Annotated in this window: 13 protein-coding genes; 7 read left to right on the top strand and 6 right to left on the bottom strand. The window is 73.8% G+C overall.

The features are described from left to right. Positions 1-79: 79 nt before the first annotated feature. Together FRAQA3DRAFT_RS20080 and FRAQA3DRAFT_RS20075 are read left to right on the top strand one after the other, a co-directional pair. Positions 80-799, top strand: a complete 720-nt coding sequence (locus FRAQA3DRAFT_RS20080; protein WP_009740886.1) for a response regulator transcription factor — start codon at positions 80-82, stop codon at positions 797-799. Further along, positions 796-2397 carry a HAMP domain-containing sensor histidine kinase gene (locus tag FRAQA3DRAFT_RS20075; protein ID WP_009740885.1) on the top strand — a complete coding sequence of 534 codons (1602 nt, stop codon included), beginning with the start codon at positions 796-798 and terminating at the stop codon, positions 2395-2397. Before FRAQA3DRAFT_RS20080 ends, FRAQA3DRAFT_RS20075 begins: the two co-directional genes overlap by 4 nt. 18 nt (positions 2398-2415) lie before the next feature. On the opposite strand, the gene FRAQA3DRAFT_RS20070 is transcribed toward FRAQA3DRAFT_RS20075, so the two are convergent. Next, complete coding sequence (locus tag FRAQA3DRAFT_RS20070; protein WP_009740884.1) at positions 2416-3573, bottom strand: YafY family protein; 1158 nt, start codon at positions 3571-3573, stop codon at positions 2416-2418. A 98-nt stretch (positions 3574-3671) separates the two neighbouring features. Here FRAQA3DRAFT_RS20070 and FRAQA3DRAFT_RS20065 point away from each other — a divergent pair, with 98 nt between their 5' ends. After that, complete coding sequence (locus tag FRAQA3DRAFT_RS20065) at positions 3672-4127, top strand: VOC family protein (RefSeq protein WP_009740883.1); 456 nt, start codon at positions 3672-3674, stop codon at positions 4125-4127. A 12-nt stretch (positions 4128-4139) separates the two neighbouring features. Here FRAQA3DRAFT_RS20065 and FRAQA3DRAFT_RS20060 read toward each other — a convergent pair whose 3' ends face one another. Continuing rightward, positions 4140-4754, bottom strand: coding sequence for a DinB family protein (locus tag FRAQA3DRAFT_RS20060; protein ID WP_009740882.1), 615 nt, complete (start codon positions 4752-4754; stop codon positions 4140-4142). 183 nt (positions 4755-4937) lie between these two features. Between FRAQA3DRAFT_RS20060 and FRAQA3DRAFT_RS20055 the strand changes: the two genes are divergently transcribed. Beyond that, positions 4938-8102 carry a toll/interleukin-1 receptor domain-containing protein gene (locus tag FRAQA3DRAFT_RS20055; protein ID WP_009740881.1) on the top strand — a complete coding sequence of 1055 codons (3165 nt, stop codon included), beginning with the start codon at positions 4938-4940 and terminating at the stop codon, positions 8100-8102. Positions 8103-8126: 24 nt separating this feature from the next. Here the strand turns inward: FRAQA3DRAFT_RS20055 and FRAQA3DRAFT_RS20050 are convergent, their stop codons facing one another. Both FRAQA3DRAFT_RS20050 and FRAQA3DRAFT_RS20045 read right to left on the bottom strand, forming a co-directional pair. Then, positions 8127-8597: a hypothetical protein gene (locus FRAQA3DRAFT_RS20050; protein WP_009740880.1), complete on the bottom strand. Its 471-nt coding sequence runs from the start codon at positions 8595-8597 to the stop codon at positions 8127-8129. Positions 8598-8785: 188 nt separating this feature from the next. Further along, positions 8786-9943, bottom strand: coding sequence for an amidohydrolase family protein (locus FRAQA3DRAFT_RS20045; protein ID WP_009740879.1), 1158 nt, complete (start codon positions 9941-9943; stop codon positions 8786-8788). Between the two features lie 432 nt (positions 9944-10375). Here FRAQA3DRAFT_RS20045 and FRAQA3DRAFT_RS20040 point away from each other — a divergent pair, with 432 nt between their 5' ends. Continuing rightward, positions 10376-12004 carry a glutamine synthetase family protein gene (locus FRAQA3DRAFT_RS20040; protein ID WP_009740878.1) on the top strand — a complete coding sequence of 543 codons (1629 nt, stop codon included), beginning with the start codon at positions 10376-10378 and terminating at the stop codon, positions 12002-12004. A 62-nt stretch (positions 12005-12066) separates the two neighbouring features. On the opposite strand, the gene FRAQA3DRAFT_RS20035 is transcribed toward FRAQA3DRAFT_RS20040, so the two are convergent. Beyond that, on the bottom strand, positions 12067-13350 hold the full coding sequence (locus tag FRAQA3DRAFT_RS20035) for a saccharopine dehydrogenase NADP-binding domain-containing protein (protein WP_009740877.1): 1284 nt from the start codon (positions 13348-13350) through the stop codon (positions 12067-12069). Between the two features lie 119 nt (positions 13351-13469). Between FRAQA3DRAFT_RS20035 and FRAQA3DRAFT_RS20030 the strand changes: the two genes are divergently transcribed. Continuing rightward, entirely contained in the window at positions 13470-16949 is a 3480-nt protein-coding gene (locus FRAQA3DRAFT_RS20030) for a pyruvate carboxylase (RefSeq protein WP_009740876.1), read from the top strand. A gap of 139 nt (positions 16950-17088) precedes the next feature. On the opposite strand, the gene FRAQA3DRAFT_RS20025 is transcribed toward FRAQA3DRAFT_RS20030, so the two are convergent. Further along, positions 17089-18489 (bottom strand): bifunctional glycosyltransferase family 2/GtrA family protein, encoded by a 1401-nt coding sequence (locus FRAQA3DRAFT_RS20025; protein WP_009740875.1) that lies wholly within the window; start codon positions 18487-18489, stop codon positions 17089-17091. 1498 nt (positions 18490-19987) lie between these two features. Between FRAQA3DRAFT_RS20025 and FRAQA3DRAFT_RS20020 the strand changes: the two genes are divergently transcribed. Continuing rightward, positions 19988-21466, top strand: a complete 1479-nt coding sequence (locus FRAQA3DRAFT_RS20020) for an HNH endonuclease signature motif containing protein (protein ID WP_009740874.1) — start codon at positions 19988-19990, stop codon at positions 21464-21466. The last annotated feature ends 161 nt before the right edge of the window (positions 21467-21627 follow it).

The following is a 21627-nucleotide window of genomic DNA, read 5'->3' as shown; positions in this document are numbered from 1 at the left end:
ATGAACTCGACCTCCGGGTCCGGATCGGCCGCCGGATCGGCCGCCGGGTCGCCGCAACGAGACATCGAGGGAGCCGGACATGGCAGGAGCCCCGCGGGTGCTGGTCGTCGACGACGAGCCGAACATCGTCGACCTGCTCCGGATGGCCCTGCGCTTCCACGGCTTCGACGTCCTGACCGCGGCGACCGGCCGGGCGGCGCTGGAGCTCGCGGTCCAGGCCCGCCCGGATCTCATGATCCTCGACGTGATGCTGCCCGACGTCGACGGCTTCGAGGTCTGCCGGACCCTGCGGGCCGGCGGCCAGAGCGTGCCCGTCGTCTACCTCACCGCCCGGGACGCCCACCGCGACAAGATCGTCGGCCTGACCTACGGCGGGGACGACTACGTCACCAAGCCGTTCGCCGTGGACGAGCTGATCGCGCGGGCGCGGGCCGTGCTGCGCCGGACGTCCCCGCCGCGGGCCGAGCCCGCGCCCGACCCGTCGGCCATCCTTCGCTTCGCCGACGTCGAACTCGACCCGGACACCCACGTCGTCCGCCGAGCCGGCGAGCCGATAGAGCTGTCGCCGACCGAGTTCTGCCTGCTGCGGTACTTCCTGACCAATCCCCACCGGGTGCTGTCGCGGGCGCAGATCCTCGACGCGGTGTGGAGCTACGACTTCGCGGGCGAGCCGACCGTGGTCGACCAGTACGTCAGTTACCTGCGGCGCAAGCTGGGCCGGCACGGCCCGTCGCTCATCCATACCCAGCGCGGATTCGGCTACGCACTGCGCCTGCCCGCGATGGGGACCGGCCGGTGACGCTGCGACTGAAACTGATGGCCGGACTCGTGGCGCTGTGCGCCCTCGGCCTCGCCGTCGCCGGCACGGCGAGCGCGTTCGCGCTGCGCTCCTACCTCTACGACCGCGTCGACCAGCAGCTCGGCCGCGCCGAGGTGCTCGGCCGGCTGCCGATCATCGCCCTGCTGACCCGCTCCCCGACGCTGGACCGTGCCGGGGTGGAGCGGGCCGTGGGCCCCACCGACTATCTGGTGGAGATCCGCCGCCGCGACGGCACGGTACTGCGGGTGGCCGGTTCCGCGAGCCCCCCGCCGCCGGCCACGCCGTTGCTGGACGTGGTTGGGCTGCCGTCCGTCGCCGGGCGGTCCGGTGCGGGCGGCGAGGGTGGTGCGGGCGGTGGCGCCGGGACCGGTGCGGGACGGTCGGAGCTTTCCGCCACCTTCACGGTCGCCTCGGCGGGGCAGCGCTACCGGGCGGTGCAGCGCGCCTTCCCGGGTGGCACCCGGGTCCTCGTCGCGCTGCCGCTGCGGCCGGTCGCGGACACGGTGCGCCGGCTGGTGCTCATCGAGCTGGCGGTCGGGGCGGCCGTGCTCGCCGCGATGGCCGCCCTGGCCTGGCTGTGGCTCACCCGCGGCCTGCGCCCGCTACGGCAGATGGTCGACACCGCGGCGGCGATCGCCGGCGGGGACCTCGACCGGCGGGTGCCGACCGGGCCGACGCGCTCCGAGACCGGGCAGCTCGCCACGGCGCTCAACATGATGCTCGGCCAGATTCAGGCCGCGTTCGCCGCCCGGGTAGCCTCCCAGGAGCAGGTGCGCCGCTTCGCCGCGGACGCTTCGCATGAGCTGCGCACGCCGCTGACGTCCATCCGCGGGTACGCCGACCTGCTGCGCGCCGGAATAGTGCCGGCGGACGAGACCGACCGGGCGTTGCGCCGCATCCAGCAGGAGGCGGCGCGGATGGGCAGCCTCGTCGACGACCTGCTCTACCTCGCCCACCTCGACGAGCAGCGCCCGCCGCGGCGGGTCGAGCTCGACCTCGCCGCCCTCGTCCGCGACGCCGTCGCCGACCTGCGCGCCGCCGCCCCCGACCGCCCGGTGCGCGCCGAGCTCCCGGCGGGCTGCCCCGTCCTCGGGGACCCGGACGCGCTGCGCCAGCTCGTCGGCAACCTGCTCACCAACGCCCGCGTCCACACCCCGCCCGACGCGGCCGTCGAAGTCCGCCTGCGTGCCACGGCCAGGGCGGCAGCCCAGGGAGGTGCTGCGGGTCCGGGAGACGCGGCCGACGGGCCGGGGACCCCTCCCGGCGGCGCCGTGCTCGACGTGATCGACCACGGGCCGGGCCTGCCGCCCGAGGTTGCCGACCACGTCTTCGACCGCTTCTACCGGGCCGCGGACAGCCGGGCCCAGGGCCGCGGCGGCAGCGGGCTGGGCCTGTCGATCGTCGCGGCGACGGCGCAGGCCCACGGCGGCCGGGTCGAGGTCATCAGCGCCGTCGGCGCCGGCACCACCTTCCGCCTCCTGCTGCCCCCGCCGGTCGGCGCGCCCCCGCCGTCCCCGCCGGTCGCCGCGCCCACCGCGCCCGCCTCGCGCGTCGCCGCACTCCGCCCGGCGCCCTGAGGACGTCCCGAGGACGTTTCAACGGCTGTCCGGTGAAGCCGTCCGGATGCGCGTGGCGGGCTCCGGCGGGCTGGCGGCATAGAGGCGGGCGAGGGCGGCGGCCGCCTCGGCCAGGGTGGCGCGCAGTTCTGGGGGATCGAGCACCTCCAGGTCGGGGCCGAGCGCCAGCAGCTCGCCCTGCGCGTGCCGGACCGACTCGATCGGCAGCCGCGCGCGGACCCAGCCGTCCGTCTCCGGCGCTCCCGCGCTGTTCCGGATGGCCCGACTGACCGCCGGTGGCAGCCGAAACGGCGCCATCGCCAGCCCCGCCGGGGACAGCCGCACCGTCGCCGTCGCCCGGTAGACCGCGGCCTCGTAGCGGGCCGTCCAGGTCGCCCAGTAGGCGGCGAGGTCGAAGTCGGGCGGCCGGTCGAAGCCCTCCCCCGTCAGCGCCGAGGACAGGATCTTTCCTACCCGGTATACCCGCGTCCCCATGGGTGCCTCGGGTCTGGCCGGCGTCTCGGGGCCGGTCGGTGTCGTGGGGCCGGCCGGGGGTACGGGTTCGGCCGGTGGGGCGGGTTCGGCCGGTGGGGCGGGTTCGGGTGACGGGGCGGGTTCGGGTGACGGGGCGAGGGCCGCGACGAGGTACCATGTGCCGCTTTTGAGGACGATGCCGAGCGGGTCGAGGACGCGGTCGACCTCGCGGGGGGCCCGCCAGCGGCGGTAGGTGACCCGGATGCGGCGCTGCGCCCAGACCGCGTCGGCCACCTCAGCGAGCAGCGGCGTGTCCTCGGTCGCCCGGAACCAGCCGGGCGCGTCGAGGTGGAAGCGCTCGCGCACCCGGCCGGCCCGCTCGCGCAGTGGCTCCGGCAGCGCCGCCAGGAGCTTCAGCTCGGCCGCCGCGAGCATCGCGCCGAGGCCCAGCTCGGCGGCGGCGGCCGGCATTCCGGCGAGGAACAGCGAGTCGGCCTCGTCCGCGGTCAGCCCGGTCAGCCGGGTGCGGTAGCCGGCGAGCAGCCGGTAGCCGCCGGTGACGCCACGGTCGGCCAGCACCGGGACGCCGGCCTGCGCCAGGGAGTCCAGATCCCGGTGGACGGTCCGGACGGACACCTCCAGCTCGTCGGCGATCTGGCGCGCCGTCAGTTTGCCCCGCGTCTGCAACAGCATCAGGACGGACAGCAGCCGGCTGGCACGCATGCCCGCATTCTTGCGCGCCAATCCTGACAGAGGAAGTCAGGTATCCCGCCCAGGATGGATGGCGCAGGCAACTTCACCAGGTCCGAAGGGAGATGACCATGACGGGAACGGAGAAGGTCGGCGGCGCGGTGGCCGAAGAGGCGACGGCCTCGGCGGGCGTCACGCCGGCGGCGTGGGCGGGGCTGATGCTCGACTGTCCGGACGCCCGGGAGCTCGCGGCCTTCTACGGCGAGCTGACCGGCTGGGGCGTCGGGGGCGCCGACGACGGGGGCGCCTGGGCCTACCTGACCCCGCCGGGCACCGAGATCATGATCGGATTCCAACGGGTGGCGGACTACCGGCCGCCGCGCTGGCCGGACCAGGAGGTGCCGCAGCAGTTCCACCTCGACTTCCGAGTCGAGGATCTGCCCGCTGCGATCGCCCGCGCCGAGGAGCTCGGCGCCACCCAGGCGGCCTTCCAGCCCGGCGGCGAGCGCTGGCGGGTGCTGCTCGACCCCGCCGGGCACCCGTTCTGCCTGTGCCCACCGGCCCCCGCCGACGCCGCGGCCGGCTGACGCCCCGGCGCGTCAGCCCATTGTGCGGGCGCCGTCGAGCGACTCGCGCAGGATGTCGGCGTGCCCGCAGTGCTGGGCGGTCTCGGCGATGAGGTGCAGCAGGACCTGTCGCACCGACCAGCTCGCGCCGGGCTCGAACCACGGCGCCGAGGGCAGCGGGTGGGCGTCGTCGAGGTCCGCGGCCTCGGTGACGATCCGCTCGGTGCGGCGGGCGACCTCGTCGTAGAGGTCGAGCATGCCGGCCAGCGTCTCACCGGGCAGCAGCCGGAACCCGTCGTGGTACTCCTTCTCGCGGGCCGTCAGGTCGCCGTCGAACGCCGCCGTGCCGACGAGGACGAAGTCCAACCACTGCCGTTCCGTGATCGCGACGTGCTTGATCAGGCCGGCGAGGTTCAGCTCGCTGACCGTGGTGCGCCGCCCGGCCTCCTCGTCGCCGAGGTTCTGCACGGTGAAGCGGAGGAAGAAGCGGCGCCGGGCCAGGCTCGCCAACAGCTCGGCGCGTTCGCCGGTGGGCGCGGCCGGGGCCGTGCCCGCAGCCTGCCCGCCGGTCCCCGCGCTCGGGGTGGCTGCGGTCGGGGTGGCTGCGCTCGGAGTGGCCGTGGTCGCGTCGGTGCTCGTGATGGTCATCGTCTGCCGTCCTTCGTCGTCGGTCTGATGACGTCGACGCTAGGGGTGATTGCGGTCAGGATCCGACCTCAATCACCGGGTCGGGGCGGCAGGTGGCCGACAGTCCGCTCCCGTGGTGGCCGAACCAGGACAGCCCGTAGCAGTTCCGATGAGACGTTTGGGTGACTATGCGATCCTTATCGGGTGACGGACGAGGGTGATGGGGGCGCTCTCGACTGCTTCGTGTCGTACACCGAGGACGGGCGCCCCTGGGCCGAATGGATCACCGGGACGTTGCAGGACGCCGGGCTGCGGGTGCGGTTCGCGTCCTGGGACCTGATCCCGGGGATGCATCGCGTGGCCTGGTTGGACCAGGCCACGCGGCAGGCGCGGCACACGATCGCCGTGGTCTCCGACGGCTATCTCGAGTCGCCGTCCGCCGTTGCGGAGTGGGGTGCCGCCTGGTCGCCGCGGCTGGCGGACGGAGAGCGCCGCCTGCTGGTCGCGCGGGTGACGGACCGTCCCGTGCCGGGGCTGCTCGGCCAGCTCGTGCCGATCAACCTGGTCGACCGGGGCAGGCTTGCCGCGCAGACGGCGCTGCTCGCCGCCGTGCGCGGCGACTCCGCCCGGGTCGAGGGTTCCGCGCCTGGCCCGGGCCGGTTCGAGTCCCCGGGCCGGTCGGCCATGCCGGGCGGGTCGGCGTATCCGGGCGGTCCGGTGTTCCCGCCGGAGCTGCCGGCGGTGTGGAACGTGCCGCAGACCCCGGCCCGCTTCGTGGGCCGGGCCGAGGAGCTGGGCCGGCTGGACGCGGCCATGGCCGCCTCGCCGCTGGTGGCGCTGACCGGCATCGCCGGGATCGGGAAGAGCAGCCTGGCCGCCGCCTACGTCCACCGGCATCGGGCGGATCTGGACGCGGTCTGGTGGGTGCCGGGGGGACGCCCCGAGCTGGTCGGTGAGCGGGTACGCGCGCTCGCTCCCGCGCTGGGACTTCCGGAGCGTGCCGAGCCGCAGGCAGTGCTGGCGCGCCTCGGCCAGGCGGACGGCCGCTGGCTGATCGTGCTGGACGACGCCGCCGACACCGCCGCGGTGCCGGACTGGTTACGGCCCGCCGGCACCGGCCGGCTGCTGGTGACCTCGCGCAATCCCGACTGGGAGCGGTTCGGGCCGGCCGTGCCGATCGGCCCGCTGGAGCGGGCGGAGGCGATCGCGTTGCTCGCCGACCGACTACCCACGGTCGATCGGACGGTGGCCGGAGGAATTGCCGCACGGCTCGGGGATCATCCGCTCGCCCTGGACGGGGCGGCGCACCACATCCGCGTCGACCGCATCTCCGCGCAGGACTATCTCGGCCTGCTGCGGGATCGACCGGAGATCCTCCTGCCGGAGGGGCGGGTTCCCTGGCGGCCGGGGGACAGCGTCGCCTCGCTGTGGGACGAGCCGATCCGCCGGCTGGACGCCGAGACGCCGGCGGCCGGCGAGCTGCTGCGCTTCGCCGCGCACGGCGGTGACGCGCCGTTCCCGATCCGGCTGACGCGCGTCGACGCGGAGCTGATCCCCGGCGCGCAGCTGCGTGAGGCGGCCGAGCATCCCCTCGGCCTGCACCGGACCGTCGCCGCGCTGGAACGCTCCGGTCTGGCCCACCGCGACGGCGACGCCGTGGTCATGCACGCCCTGGTCCGCAGCGCCGTGCGCGCCCACACCACCCCCGAGCAGGCCGACCGCCTCGTCGACGCGACCGGCCGGATGCTGCGCGCCGCCCTGCCCGAGCAGATCACCGCGAATCCGGATGCCTGGCCCGCCTGGAGCGACCATCTGCCCCACGCGCTTGCCGTCCTCGACGCCACGAGTGCGGACGCCGACACCCCGCACACCGCCTGGCTCGCCGAACACACCGCCGCCTACCTGCTCGAACAGGGCCACCCCGACCAGGCCACCCCGCTGGCCGACCGCGCCAGCGCCGCCCGGGAACGCCTCGACGGCCCCGACCACCCCGACACGCTGGCCGCCCGCGAAACCCACATCCGCGCCACCCTGGCCACCGGCCGCGTCGAGGACGCCGGCCCCCTGGCCGCCGCCAACGCCAACGACCGCGCCCGCGTCCTCGGCCCCGACCACCCCGACACCCTGGCCAGCCTCGACACCGTCGCCCAGGCCTACCAACAGGCCGGCCACTCCGACGCCGCCATAAACCTGTTCGAACACACCCTCGCCACCCGCACCCACCTGTACGGCCCCGACCACCCTGACACCCTCACCAGCCGCCACCACCTCGGCCGCGCCTACGACGCCGCCGGCCGCAGCGACGAGGCAGCGCACCTTCTCAGCAGGACCCTCATAGATCGGCAACGAATCCTTGGGACCGAGCATCCCGCCGCCCTCGACACCGGCCACCAGCTCGCCGTCACCTACCAGCGGGCCGGTGCAACCGGCGATGCCTCCGCGCTCGCCGAACAGACCCTCATCGCACGCGATCGCGTTCTCGGTCCCGATCACCCTGACACCCTTGAGACCCGCCACCAGATGGCCCTCACCTATGATCAGGATGGTCGTTTCGACGATGCGGCGCGAGAGTTCGACGAGGCGCTGAGCGGCCGAACCCGTGTTCTCGGCCCCGAGCATCCGGCGACCCTGGACAGCACACATGGGCTCGCACGCGCGCATTTTCTCGCCGGCCGGCCCGAACAGGCTGTGCCCTTGTTCGATCGTGCGCTGGCAGGTCGCGAACGCGTCCTCGGCCCCGACCATCCAGATACCATTCTGACCCGCGTGAGAACCGCCGACGCGCATCTCGTGCTGGGACGGCCCGCGGAGGCCGCCCGACACCTCGAACGCATCCTCGACCGCCATGAACGTATCCTCGGCCCCGAAGATCCGGTGACGGTCGGCGCCCGGGAGGACCTAATCGGCGCCTATCGCCACACCGGACGCGTCGAGGCGGCCCGGCCCCAGCTCGAACGGTTGCACGCCGACCACGGCCGCATGCACGGCAACGGCGATGCTCGCACCCTGCGCACGGCCGACGACCTCGCCGCCGTCTATCGCCAGACCGGCCGGCTACCGCAGGCCGTGGAGCTGACCGAGCGGACCCACCTGATCCGCACGCAGGTCCTCGGCGCCCATCATCCCGACACTCGTGCCAACCGGGACACCCTCGCCGACACCTACCGCCAGGCCGGGCGCGCAGCCGATGCCGTTCCCCTCTACCGCGACATGCTCAACGACACCATGCGCGAGAGCGGCCCCTTTCACGCCGACACCACCCGCGCCCGCCGCGCCCTCACCGACGCCATCGGCCAGACCCGTCACGACCGGCCGGCCGCCACGGAACGGCCGGCCCCCACCGAGCCGCTGTTCGACCATCTTCGATAGGCCCAGGTGCCAGTCGCTGACCGCTCATCCCGGGCCGGCGGACCCGTCGGATTCGGGGGATTCCTCGCCGTCGTCAGGCGACAACCGGTCAAGCTTGTCCAACTTGCGCTCCAGCTCCGCATTGCGTATCCGAACCGCCGGCTTCTCGCCTTCCTCATGCCTCTGCTTCTCCGCACGCGCAGCCTCAGCGTCCAGACGCGCCAGCGTTGCACGCAACGACTGCCGGGCGGCGTTCTCCTCCCATTTCCTTTCGTGTTCGGCTGCGAGGCGTCTCGTCAGCTCGTTGCCCTCACGTTCGCGCCAGGTCCGGCTGAAGTTGCCGTCCCAGTCGACGGGGCGCAGGGGATAGCGGCTTTCGAAGGACGGCTCGGACGGGTCCGCGCTCGCGGCGGCGTCCGGGTCGGTGCCGGGTGGTCGGGTCGGGTCGGTGGCGGCGGGCGGTGGGGCGTGCTCGGCGGTGGGGTCGGGCTGCTGGTCGGCGGGGTTGTCGGGCATCGCGGTCCTCCCCGGTTGCTGGGACTGTGCGTAATGATCCCACCGCGGCCGGTTTGCCGTGCGCGCGACCGGTCGATCAATCGGGGGTTTCGCGTCCCGCGTGGGTGTTGCTCCGCCGACGCCGGTACCGGCGTCGCACCGGGCACCGGGCACCAGGCACCGGGCACCAGGAGCGGCACGGCGTGCGGCTAGGGCAGGTCGTAGACGCGCCGGGCGTTGTCGGCGCAGACGAGCCGGGCGATCCGGGTGGCGTCGGCGGCGGTCCAGGCGTCGTCGTCGATGCCGTCGGCGAGGAAGGCGGCCAGGCCGCGGCGGAACAGCGTCGCGCCGAGCAGGAACAGCTCGCCGAGCGCGTAGGCGTCGGTGGAGAACAGGAACTTGCCGAACGGGGCGAGTTCGAGGGCCTGCGCGATCAGGCCGATGGAGCCGCGCCCGGTGTTGTTGATCGCGAGCCCCAGATCGAGGTGGACGTTGGCGAAGACCTGGGCGAGGTAGGCGGCCTCACGGTGGAACGGATAGCAGTGCAGCAGCAGGACGGTGACCTCGGTCGGCGCGATCGCCCGCAGCAGGCCGGTGAGCAGCAGGGGGTTGCCGCGGGCGAGGTCGAGATCGGCGTCGCCGTAGCCGACGTGGATCTGCACCGGCAGCCGCGCCTCGACCCCGCACCAGATCAGGAACGAATGCAGGACGGGGTCATGCAGCCGGATCGGGGCGCCGCCCCGGATCTCGTTGATCCAGGTGCGGGTGGCGGCGGCGACCTCCCGATCGGTGGGCCGCTGCGCCGGCAGGTCCAGCCCGGCGCGGTAGGCGGCGACCGACTTCACCGCGATCGTCGACGGGGTGCGTTCCGTCAGCCGGGCGCGCACCGTGTCGGCGAGGTGGGCGACCCCGATCTGCCCGGTGAGCACGTCCACGGCCGCCAGTTCCGCGATCCGTTCGAGGCGCACGACGTCGAGGCCCCGCCCGCCAGCGAACGCGGCGAGGTCCGCGGCGCAGGTGAGCGGCTCGGGCTGGAAGCCGGTGTCGACGCAGAAGGTGGTGATCCCGGAGGCGCCGAGCAGCCGCCGGTGCACCTCGGCGTGGCCGAGCTCGGCCCGCCGCTCCAGGTAGGTCTCGGGGTCGGCGTGCGGCGGCAGGTCGAGGGCCGGGGCGCACCAGCGCCGCACGGCGAGGCCGATCTGGCTGTCGAACAGCGTGGTTCCCGGCGGGCCGGGCTGATCGGCCTCGGTCAGCATGCTCTCGAACTCCGGGCGGGTCAGGTCGCGCCGGATGAGGCCGTGGCAGTGATGGTCGACGAGCTCGTGATCGACGAGATCAGGTCCGCCGACGCCTCCGGAGCGCCCCATCCCCGACTGATCCCCCCTGGGAGGTCGGGTCATGCCTGGCCCTAGCTGTCACTTTGCGTTATTGGCACTTGTGAACAGGGCCTGTGGATAACTTGTGGATTACTTCGGCCTCCCTGGGGACAGTCGAGCCGAACATCAGTGATGTTGGCGTGTTTTCAGATCTTCTTGTCGGGGCGACAGCTGTGGACAACTGTTGGCGGCCGCGGGATGCACAGTGGGCATCCCCGGCGAGATCTCGATTCGATATGACTGTCCGTGACAGGTGAACCAGTGTGGGCGGGGTCTCGTCCGGTGTTCCACCCGACATTGGACCCGCGGGCGCGCGAGCATGGTGCCAGGCGAGACCCACCGGGGGGTGGGATCCGTGGGGAAGGCGACATCCGTGGGACAGCGATATCCGTGCCGCAAGCGGCATCCGCGGGAAGGCCGATCATGAACGAGCCTGCGTTGGACGAAGCCGCGCCGCGGATCAGCGCCAACGCCGGCCGCGAGCGCGACCGGCTCGCCGCGGCTGCCCGGCACGCGGCGACGAACCTGGAGGTCCGCGGCGTCGTCTGCGTCGCCTGCACCTTCGTCGACAACAGCGGCATCACCCGGATGAAAGGCGTGCCGGTCGGCCGGCTGGACGCGGCGGTGGTGTGGGGCGTCGGCGCATCCCCGGTGTTCGACGCGTTCGGTGTCGACGATGGGATCATCGCCGGCCGCGTCGCCGGCGGCCCGGTCGGCGACCTGCGGCTGCATCCGGACCTGGAGCGGCTGACCGCGCTCGCCGCCCAGCCCGGGTGGGCCTGGGCGCCGGTGGACCGCCGCGACCAGAGCGGCGTGCCCCATCCCCAGGACGCCCGGGAGCTCGTCCGGGTCGAGGCGGCGCGCCTGGCCGAACGCGGGCTGGGGGTGGCGATGGCCTTCGAGATCGAATGGGCCGTCGCGCCGGCCGGCTCCGACGGCTTCGCCCCCGCCGCCCGCGGCCCCGCCTACGGGATGGCCCGCGTCGCCGAGCTCGGCGACTACCTGCGCGACGTGGTCACGGCGCTGACCGAGGAGGGGCTCGTCGTCGAGCAGATCCACCCCGAGTACGCGGCCGGCCAGTTCGAGGTCTCGGTCGCCGCGCAGGATCCGCTCGGCGCCGCGGACACCTGTGTGCTGGTGAAGGAGACCGTGCGCGGGGTCAGCGGGCGCCACGGCCTGCGCGCCTCGTTCGCGCCGAAGGTCCTCGCCGACGGCGTCGGCAACGGCGGGCACGTCCACCTGAGCCTGTGGGGCGAGGACGGCGACGGCCCGTCGCGGCCGGCACCGTCCGGGCGGGCCGGCGCCGCGGTCACGGGCGGTGTCCCGGCCGTGCCGCCCCCCGGCCTGTCCGCCCTCGGCGGCGCGCCGGGGACGGCGGCAAACGGTGCGTCCGGGCTCGGCGGCTACGGGCCGGGCACGGGTGCAGGCGGCGCGGCGCCGGGCGCCGGGCTGACCGGCGGCGGTCGGGTCAACCTGATGGGCGGCGGGGACGGCCCGGCCGGCCTGACCGCGACCGGTGAGGCGTTCGCCGCCGGGATCTTCGCCCGGCTGCCGGCGCTGATGGCGCTCGGCGCGCCGAGCGTGGCCTCCTACCTGCGGCTGGTGCCCTCCCAGTGGGCGAGTGCGTACGCCTGCTGGGGGTTGGAGAACCGGGAGGCGGCGCTGCGGATGATCCCCGGGCCGCCGGCGGCCGCGGGCCGGGCGGCGAACCTGGAGATCAAGTGCTTCGATCTCGCCGCCAACCCCTACCTCGTGGTGGCCGGCCTGCTCGCCGCCGGGCACGCCGGCCTGGTCGACCAGGCCCGGCTGCCCCCGCCGGTCGATGTCGACCCGGCCTCGCTCGACCCCGCCGAGCGGGCCCGGCGCGGCATCGCCCGGCTGCCGACCGACCTCGGCGCGGCCGTCGCCGCCTTCGCGGCCGACGACGTGTTGCGCCGCGCCTGCGGGCCGGCGCTGCACGACACCGTCGCCACCGTCCGGCGCGCGGAGATCGACCGGTTCGCCGGCGCCGACCCGGCCGCCATCGTGGCCGCCACCCGCTGGCGCTACTGATTCCCGCTGGGCGATCCCCGCTGGGTGGCCCCTGCGGGGACGCACCGGCCGCGGTCGGCCGGTCAGGTGAGCCGGTGCAGCCCGGCCGTCTGCGCGGCCCGCTCCAAATCGCCCACGCCGAACGCCTCGACCGGGCCGAGTGCGCCGACGCGGCGGACGGTGCCCGAGGCGAGGTGCCCCGCCATCCAGGCCATGATCCGCCCGGTGAACGTGTACGGGTCGTGGCCGGCCAGCGCGACGGTGGCGAGCTCCCGGCCGGTGCCGTCGCGGACGCAGGCGACCACCCGCGCCTCGGCGCGTGCCCGGGTCCGGGCGTCCGGCCCGCGCCCGCTGGTCGACAGAGCGGCGCGGGCCAGCGCGCCGAGCGCCGCCCGGGTCGGCGGCAGGCGTCGCAGCCCGGCCAGCGGGAACGACAGCGCCTGCGCCGCCCGGGCGCCACCGCCGCCGCCGACGTAGGTCGAGACGTCGGTCAACGCCGGTGCGAGCCGGGGCAGCGTGACCGCCTCCCCGCCCGACCACAGCACGGCCCGCCGGGCGCGCCGCGCCGCCCGGTCCGCGGGGACGGCCCGATCGGCGGAGGTCGAGAACGCCCGAACCTCCCGGGCGAGGGGCCGCTGCACGAGCCGGCCGTCGCGCAGCGCGAGGACGCCCCCGCCGAACGCGGCCAGCAGCGTCGCCCGCGTACCGCTGCTCATCCCCCGCGGGCCGGAGACGAAGTAGCCGACGTCGAGCCGGCGGGCCGCGCCGCCGGCCGCGTGCAGGGCGAGGGCTCCGGCCAGGTTGCCCGGTACGAACTCGAAACCGGCACCGGGGAGCAGGGCGCCCCCGGCCGCCGCCGCCCGCGGCCCGACGTCGGCGAAGACGTGGCGCAGGAACGCCCCCTCGCCGGAGCAGTCGACGTAGTGCGCCCCCGCCGCGGCGGCCGCCGCCACCGCCGGGCGGCCGAGCCGGTCGAACGGGCCGACCGTGGAGACGAGCACGTCGCCCGCACGCAGCAGCCGGCGCAGCGCCGCGGCGTCCCCGGCGTCGGCGACCGCGGTCGGCAGCCCGTCGTAGTCGGCGGCGAGAGCGGCGACCCGCGGGCCGACGCGGCCGGCCAGCACCGGCCGGTGCCCGGCCGCGACGAGCTCGGCGGTGACCAGCCGGCCGGTGTACCCGGTCGCACCGAACACCACGATGTCGCCCGGCGGGTTCCCCGCGTTCCCGGGCGCGTTCCCGGGGTGCCCGGCTGGGTGCCCCAGCGTGGAATCGTTCCCCGGCGGCGTGGCGTCCGGCGATTGCATGAAGTTCTCCGGCCGCGCGGCAGCACCACCTGCCGCGGCCGCCGTCGCGGCTTGGTTCTCCATAGCGCCATCCTTGTGGTGACGTTAGCCCGAACAGTCGATCGTGACCCCCGACACGTTGCTTTGGCGCGTGGGCGCGTGCGGCCCTCACAATGATGCGCACCCCGTCCGAGGAGGCGCGCGTGCGTAAGGTTCTGGTCGCAAACCGCAGTGAGATCGCCGTCCGCGTCTTCCGAGCCGCCCAGGAACTGGGGCTGCGCACGGTCGCGGTGTACACCCCGGAAGACGTTTCCGCGCTGCACCGGACGAAGGCGTCCGAGGCCTACGAGCTCGGCGGCCCGGGCCACCCGGTGCGGGGCTACCTCGACATCGATGCGCTGCTCACGGTGGCCAAGCAGGCGGAGGCGGACGCGCTGCACCCCGGCTACGGCTTCCTGTCGGAGTCGGCGGTGCTGGCGGAGGCGTGCGCGGCGGCGGGCGTGACCTTCGTCGGGCCGCCGCCGTCGGTGCTGCGGCTGACGGGGGACAAGGTCGCGGCGCGCGACGCGGCGATGGCGGCGGGCCTGCCGGTGCTGCGCGCGTCGACGCCGCTGCCCGACGGGGCGGGCGCGGCGCAGGCGGCCGAGGAGGTCGGGTTCCCGCTGTTCGTGAAGGCGTCGGCGGGCGGCGGCGGGCGGGGCCTGCGCCGGGTGGAGCGGGCGGCGGACCTCGCCGACGCGGTGGCCAGCGCCTCCCGGGAGGCCGCGGCGGCGTTCGGCGACGGGACCGTGTTCCTGGAGCAGGCCGTGGACCGGCCCCGTCACATCGAGGTACAGGTCTTCGCCGACGCGTACGGCAACATCATCCACCTGTTCGAGCGGGACTGCTCGGTGCAGCGCCGCCATCAGAAGGTCGTCGAGATCGCCCCGGCGCCGATGCTGGACGAGGCGGTCCGGGCGAGCATCTGCGCGGACGCGGTCCGCTTCGCCCGGCACGTCGGCTACGTCAACGCCGGCACCGTCGAGTTCCTCCTCGGCGCCGACGGCCAGTACACGTTCATGGAGATGAACCCGCGCATCCAGGTCGAGCACACGGTCACCGAGGAGGTCACCGGCGTCGACCTGGTCGCGGCCCAGCTGCGCATCGCCGACGGGGAGAGCCTCGCCGACCTCAACCTCGGCCAGGAGCAGATCACGCTGCGCGGCACCGCGATCCAGTGCCGGGTCACCACGGAGGACCCGGCGGACGGCTTCCGGCCCGACACCGGCACGATCAGCTTCTATCAGTCCCCGGGTGGTCCCGGCGTCCGCCTCGACGGCGCGACCTACGCCGGCGCCGAGGTCAGCCCCTACTTCGACTCGCTGCTGGTGAAGCTGACCGCGCGGGGCGGCTCGCTGGAGAAGGCGGCCCGGCGGGCGCGCCGCGCACTCAACGAGTTCCGGGTCCGCGGCGTCCGGACCAACATCGATTTTCTGGGGAGGGTGCTGACCGACCCCGACTTCCTCGCCGGCGGGGTGACGACGTCGTTCATCGACGAGCGCCCGGAGCTGCTCCTGCCCGGCCGGGGCACCGACCAGACCAGCCGGACGCTGGCCCGCCTCGCCGAGAGCACCGTCAACGGGTTCCGGCGCCCGGCGAACGTGCTGGTCGACCCGCGCACCCGGCTGCCGGAGCTGCCGCTGCTGCCCGACGGGCAGGGGGTGGCGATCGGTCCCGGCTCGCCCGCCTGCCTCGGCGCCGGCGGCGGCCATGGGTTGTCCGGCGGCGCGGGCGTCGGCGGTGTCGCGGTGCCCGCCGGCTCGCGGCAGCTGCTCGCCGAGCTCGGCCCCGCCGGCTGGGCGGCACGGCTGCGCGCCCAGGAGGCGCTGGCGGTCACCGACACCACGCTGCGCGACGCCCACCAGTCGCTGCTGGCGACCCGGCTGCGCAGCTTCGACATCCTCGCGGCGGCGCCGTCGTTCGCCGCCCTGACACCGAACCTGCTCAGCCTGGAGGCGTGGGGCGGGGCGACGTACGACGTGGCGCTGCGGTTCCTGGCCGAGGACCCGTGGGAGCGGCTCGCGGCGCTGCGGACCACCGCGCCGAACCTGTGCCTGCAGATGCTGCTGCGCGGCCGCAACGCGGTCGGCTACACGCCGTACCCGGACGATGTGGTGCGGGCGTTCGTCGCCGAGGCCGCCGCGACCGGCGTCGACCTCTTCCGGATCTTCGACGCGCTCAACGACATGGAACAGATGCGCCCGGCGATCGAGGCGGTTCTCGAGACCGGCACGGCGATCGCCGAGGGCACCCTGTGCTACACCGGCGACCTGTCCGACCCGGGTGAGCAGATCTACACCCTCGACTACTACCTGCGTCTCGCCGAGCAGCTCGTCGCCGCCGGCGTGCACGTGCTGGCAATCAAGGACATGGCCGGGCTGCTGCGTCCCGCCGCGGCGGCGACGCTGGTCACCGCCCTGCGGTCACGCTTCGACCTGCCCGTTCACCTGCACACCCACGACACCGCCGGCGGTCAGCTCGCCACCCTGCTCGCCGCGTCCGCGGCCGGGGTGGACGCCGTCGACGCCGCCGCCGCGCCGATGTCCGGCGGCACCAGCCAGGTGAACATGTCGGCGCTGGTCGCGGCGACCGACCACACCCCCCGGGCGACGGGCATCGCGCTGTCGGCGCTGTCGTCGATGGAGGCGTACTGGGAGGCGGTGCGCGACCTGTACGCGCCGTTCGAGGCGGGCCTGCGGGCGCCGACCGGGGCGGTGTACCGGCACGAGATCCCCGGCGGGCAGCTCACCAACCTGCGCCAGCAGGCGATCGCGCTGGGGCTCGGGGAGCGCTGGCCGGCCGTGCAGGAGGCGTACGCGGTCGCCAACGAGCTGCTCGGCAAGCCGATCAAGGTGACGCCGACCAGCAAGGTCGTCGGCGATCTGGCGCTGTTCCTCGTCGGCGGCGGGGTGGACGTCGCCACGCTGCGGGAGCATCCGGAGCGCTTCGACCTGCCGGCGAGCGTCCTGGGCTACCTCGCCGGGGAGCTCGGCACCCCGCCGGCCGGGTTCGCCGAGCCGTTCCGGGAGCGGGCGCTGGCCGGCCGCCACCCGGCGCCGCCGTCCGCCGACCTCGACCCCGCCGACGCCGCCGAACTCGCCGTCCCCGGCGCCCGGCGCCGCGCGGCGCTGTCCCGGCTGCTGTTCCCCGGCCCGTGGAAGGACTACCTGGCCGCCGCCGACAGCTACGGCGACTCCTCGCTGGTCCCGACCGAGCCCTACCTGTACGGGCTGCGTCCCGGCGTGCCGGTGGCCGTCACGCTGGAACCCGGCGTGGAGATCATCATCGAGCTGGAGACGCTGTCCGAGCCGGACGACGCCGCCATGCGGACCCTCTACCTGCGGGTCAACGGCCAGCCCCGCCCGGTCCGGGTCCGGGACAACTCCATCACGGCGACGACGGCCGCGGCGCGCCGCGCCGACCCGGCCGACCCGAACCAGATCGGCGCCGGGCTGCCCGGCATCGTCACCTTCACCGTCGCCGCCGGGGACACCGTCACCCAGGGCCAGAAGCTCGCGGTGGTGGAGGCGATGAAGATGGAGGCCGCCGTGACCAGCCCCGTCGCCGGCACCGTCGGCGAGCTCGTCCGCACCAGCGGCGACTCCGTCGAGGTCGGCGACCTGCTGCTCGTCGTCCGCCCCTGAGCCGAGGGCTCGACCTCGCACCCGCAGGGCCCGCCGCGCGATCCCGGCGGCGGGCCCTGCGGGTCGAGTCCCGCGGGTCGTGCGGCCCTGTGGGGGTCTTGGCCGGTTGCGCCCGGGCCTCAGCGCCCGAGCCTCAGTCTCAAGGGGCCCCGGGCGTCGCCGGGCGCGGGCGGAACACCCAGGCCCGCAGCAGCAGGAACCGGATGACGGTCGACAGCAGGTTCGCCAGCACGAGGACCGTGACCTCCAGGCCCCGGCCGGGATGGTCGCTCGCCGCGTGCAACGTCGCGAGTGAGCCGCTGGTCAGCCCCAGCCCGATGGCGAACACCACCAGACCCTGCAGGTGGTGCCGGCCGGCCTGGGCCGCACCGGTGAGCCCGAAGGTGAGCCGCCGGTTCGCCGCCGTGTTCGCCACCGCGGTGATGAGCAGCGCCAGCAGGTTCGCCGCCTGCGCGCCGGTGGCCGTCCGCAGCAGGACGAACAGCACCAGGTAGGCCAGGGTGCTGGCCACCCCGATGACGGCGAAGCGGACGAGCTGACCCGGCAGCCCCCGCGGCACTCCCGGCACCTGCACCCCTCCCGCCGCCCCGCCGCCATCCGCCTCGCCGCCGCCATCCGTGCCGCCGCTGCCATCCACACCGCCGCCACCGCTCGCGCCGAGGCCGGCCGTGGCGGTCAGCGGGCCGCGGCCGAACTCGCGGCGCAGCTCGGCCAGCGGCAGCGCCCCGGTGCCCAGCGCCCGCAGCAGCCTGATGACCCCCTTGAGGTCCGCGATCGCCGTGGCGAGGACGTCGACCCGACTGTCCGGATCGTCGATCCAGTCGACGGGCACCTCGTGGATGCGCATCCCGGCCCGTTCGGCGAGGACGAGCAGCTCGGTGTCGAAGAACCAGCCGGTGTCCTCCACCAGGGGCAGCAGCGCCGCGGCGGCGTCGGCACGGATCGCCTTGAACCCGCACTGCGCATCGGAGAACCGGGCGGCGAGCGTCCCGCGCAGGATCAGGTTGTAGCAGCGGGAGATCACCTCCCGGCGCGGCCCGCGCACCACCCGGGAGGTCCGGGCGAGCCGGGTACCGATCGCGAGGTCCGAATGCCCGCTGATGAGCGGCGCGACCAGCGGCAGCAGCGCGGCCAGATCGGTGGACAGATCGACGTCCATGTAGGCGAGTACCGGCGCGGGCGACATCGCCCAGGCGGTGTGCAGCGCCCGGCCGCGGCCCTTCGCGTCGAGGTGCACCGTGCGTACCCCGGGCAGCTCCTCCGCCAGCGCCAGCGCGATCCCGAGGGTGCCGTCGGTGCTGGCGTTGTCGGCGATCGTGAGCTGGAACGGGTAGGGGAACGTGTCCCGCAGGTGGGCGTGCAGCCGGCGCACGCAGGGGGCGAGATCGGTCTCCTCGTTGTAGACCGGGATGACGACGTCGAGCACCGGGCGCGGTCGGCCGTCGTCCTCCACTGCCGTGCTGGCGTGCGTCTGCTCCGCGGGAACGCGCTGCGCGGGGGCACCGGTTCCGGTCGCCGAGGAAGGCATCCACGTCGTCATGCTCCTCACCCTCGGTCGGCGAGCTGTGCCACCCGTGTGCCGATGCTGTGTGCCGCCTGTGAGATGCCGGCGCGCGCCGGCATCTGTGGGCAGCCAGGCGCTGCCTGCCCCCTTCTCCTCTTGTCGCGGTTGGTCTCCTACCTTTCGTCCCGATCCGGGCAGGATGAAGAGCGATCTCGACGGCATCGACGGAACCGCCGGTCTTCGACGTCGGTGCCCGATCGCTCGACCGCGTCAACGGCGAGCGGCTACCGATCTTCCATTCGCCGGGTCGGGTGGATCGGTGGTGGCTGGGGTTCGGGGGTTGGGGTTCGGGGGTTGGGGTTCGGGGGTTGGTCGTGCTGGCTGTGCGGGGTGGGTGGGTGGTCCCGGGGGGTGGCTGTCGCCGTGTCGGCGGGAGAGCGACGGCTGTGCTGCGGTGACGGCGTGGGTCGGGTCTGGGCGGGGGTCGGGTCTGGGCGGGGGTCGACGCGGGCTGGGGTCGGCCTGGGCGCGGTGCTGGTTCCGCGGAACACCATGATCGTCGGACTCGGTTCCGCGGAACACCATGCCCGGACGCGGGTCCCGGTTCCGCGGAACACCATGATCATCGATGTTCGGTTCCGCGGAACACCATGATCACCAGGGCTGGGGTCGGGAACAGGTCGGGTCGAGATCGGGTGGGGTCGGGGTCGGGAAAGTGTCGGTGGTGGATGGGAGCCTGCCCGGGTCCGATGATCCACGACACCCTCGGCCCGGTGATCACGGTGGTTGGCCTTGCGGCAACTCCGACGGCTGTGTCTACGGCGGTCCCGGTAGCCGGCACGTCCCTGGCGGAGGGGAAGGTGGATACCGCCCGGCAGTGCCGGCCACCACCCACACCGTGGAACGGCTCCCCGCGATCCGGGCAGCGTGCGCCACGGGCACCCTGTCCTACGCCACGGTCCCTGCGGCCACCCGAGTCACCGAGACCGCCCCACATCGAGAAAGATCAACACCCGCCGCCACCGGGACCGACCCGGGAACCATCAACAGGAACCATCAACCGACACCACACATTAAAGATCAGTAACCGCTGTAACCAGCCGACTTTCCGATCATGTAGAAGGAAGCGGCTGGGCATCATATCGAAGGAAGTCTCCGCCGCGCTTCACTCCTCCCCTTGACGTATTGACGAGCATCTCTAGCAAGGCATCTACCTAATAATGACTCGTCCTCTCATTCTCGGCGCCGCGGATCGCGACGTGTGGTTCCCGTGTCATACGGCGGGGCCTCGATGCCTCGACCCATCTCAGGCTCCGCAGTGTCTTCCATACTAACGGGCAACGCAAGATCAAATTGCTGGTGCGGCCGAACTTCTTCATTTCTGCAAGGGGCCGTTCCTCGGTAGGTGTCTGCAGTGAGAGGCCCTTGGTGTTGTGGCTGTGGTCGGTCTTCCTGCTGCGACCATACATCGGCAATGGTTACGTATCCGAACATGCGTTCGACATCGGTTAGCTGTTCGGCTAGGCTTTTTCGCATGGTCTCGAATCCTGATTTCCCTAGTGGCTTGCATGTACTGGTCGATGGGTTGACCGCGGTGTCTGCGCGGGTGGATGGCCTGATGGGTGGTCCGGTGTGGTCGTTGTCGGATGCGGGTCTGCTGGATTTTCTGGTGGACTGTTCGGCCGTGTTGACGCGGCTGGCGGCGTTCCGGCTTCAAGTGGTGGCGGAGGTGCATGGTCGGGGGTTGGCGCGGCGCGCGGGTGCCAGTAGCACGGTGGCGTTACTGCGGGAGCGGCTACGGGTCCGGGCGGCGGATGCGGGTCGCCTGGTCGATGTTGCCGTGGCGGTGGACGGTCCGTTGGCGGCGACGGGGGCGCGACTGGCCGCGGCGGAGATCAGTGTGGAGCAGGCACAGGTGATTGCCGCGGGGATGCGATCGCTGCCGGCCGGTGTCACCGCGGATGTGCGCCGGCAGGTGGAGGCGTTCCTGCTGCGCCAGGCCGACGAGTTCGACCCGACCGCACTGGCCCGCCTGGCCCGTCACATCCGCGAGACCCTGACGTGGGTGGACGAGAGCCCCGGCGATGATCCGCCTGGCCCGGCCGCCGGCGGGGAGTCCGGCAGTGAGGGCAGTGGGCCTGGCGCCGGTGGTGAGTCCAGCGACGGCAAGTCCAACAGCGGCGCTGCGGGCGACGTCCAACCTGGCAGTCCCGCCGATTCCGCCGGTGTGGCTGACGCGGATGGGGAGCAGGGGGAGGATCCGGCGGGTCGTCGGGGGCTGTGGATCTCGGAGTTGCCGGATGGGATGACCCGGATCAGCGGTGAGCTCGACCCCGAAGCCGCTGCCCTGGTGCGTACCGCCCTCGACCCGCTGGCCGCTCCGCGCCCCGCCATCGACGGTGCCCTGGACTCGCGTAGCCCCGCCCGGCGGCGTGCCGACGCCCTCGTCGATCTACTCGGTCGGACTCTCGACGCCGCCGTCCTGCCCGCCGGCGGCGGGATCCGCCCGCACCTGAGCGTCACCATCACCTGGGCGGCACTGGTCGGCGGTTCGGGCGTGCCCGCCACCACCAGCTGGGGTCAGCCCCTGCCCCGCGAGGTGCTGCGCCGCCTGGCCTGCGACGCCTCGGTCCGCCGCATCGTCCTCGACCCCGCCGGCGTTCCTCTTGATGTCGGACGCGCGCAGCGCACCGTCACCCCCGACATTCGCCGCGCTCTTATCGCTCGCGACAACGGTTGTGCGTTCCCGGGGTGCGACCGGCCCGCAGGATGGACCGAAGCACATCACATTCGACATTGGGCCGATGGGGGAGACACCTCGCTGGACAACAGCGTACTGCTTTGCGGTTATCACCACCGGGTTGTCCATCACCAGGGTTGGACCGTCCAGCTCGGGCCTGACCGGCGCCCCGAATTCCTCCCCCCAGCCTGGATCGACTCTCACCGTAACCCCCGCCGAAACCCCTACACACTCCACCCCCACGGCCTGCTCTACGGCATCGCCGCCGGATGAAATTCCGTCCGTATCCCGTCCAGCTCGTGTCGCGACGGCCCTATAAGCGCGGACCGGACGCGTGCAGTGGATTTGGAATCTCATATATCGGGCGAGACACGGTAGCGGCCGTGTGCTCCGGGCCTGAGAAAGAACCCGGAACACACGGCCGGCCTGACGAT

It is taken from the genome of Frankia sp. QA3 (genome assembly GCF_000262465.1).
Lineage (GTDB): Bacteria > Actinomycetota > Actinomycetes > Frankiales > Frankiaceae > Frankia.
Note: the sequence above shows the minus strand (reverse complement) of the source record. Positions and strands in the feature narration are given on the sequence as shown.

Bases quoted from the DNA above. Each gene is read 5' to 3' on its own strand.
- FRAQA3DRAFT_RS20025 (WP_009740875.1), bottom strand. From the start codon at position 18,489: ATGACGACGTGGATGCCTTCCTCGGCGACCGGAACCGGTGCCCCCGCG.
- FRAQA3DRAFT_RS20080 (WP_009740886.1), top strand. From the start codon at position 80: ATGGCAGGAGCCCCGCGGGTGCTGGTCGTCGACGACGAGCCGAACATC.
- FRAQA3DRAFT_RS20070 (WP_009740884.1), bottom strand. From the start codon at position 3,573: ATGCGTGCCAGCCGGCTGCTGTCCGTCCTGATGCTGTTGCAGACGCGG.
- FRAQA3DRAFT_RS20060 (WP_009740882.1), bottom strand. From the start codon at position 4,754: ATGACCATCACGAGCACCGACGCGACCACGGCCACTCCGAGCGCAGCC.
- FRAQA3DRAFT_RS20035 (WP_009740877.1), bottom strand. From the start codon at position 13,350: ATGGAGAACCAAGCCGCGACGGCGGCCGCGGCAGGTGGTGCTGCCGCG.
- FRAQA3DRAFT_RS20020 (WP_009740874.1), top strand. From the start codon at position 19,988: ATGGTCTCGAATCCTGATTTCCCTAGTGGCTTGCATGTACTGGTCGAT.
- FRAQA3DRAFT_RS20045 (WP_009740879.1), bottom strand. From the start codon at position 9,943: ATGGGGCGCTCCGGAGGCGTCGGCGGACCTGATCTCGTCGATCACGAG.
- FRAQA3DRAFT_RS20050 (WP_009740880.1), bottom strand. From the start codon at position 8,597: ATGCCCGACAACCCCGCCGACCAGCAGCCCGACCCCACCGCCGAGCAC.
- FRAQA3DRAFT_RS20040 (WP_009740878.1), top strand. From the start codon at position 10,376: ATGAACGAGCCTGCGTTGGACGAAGCCGCGCCGCGGATCAGCGCCAAC.
- FRAQA3DRAFT_RS20065 (WP_009740883.1), top strand. From the start codon at position 3,672: ATGACGGGAACGGAGAAGGTCGGCGGCGCGGTGGCCGAAGAGGCGACG.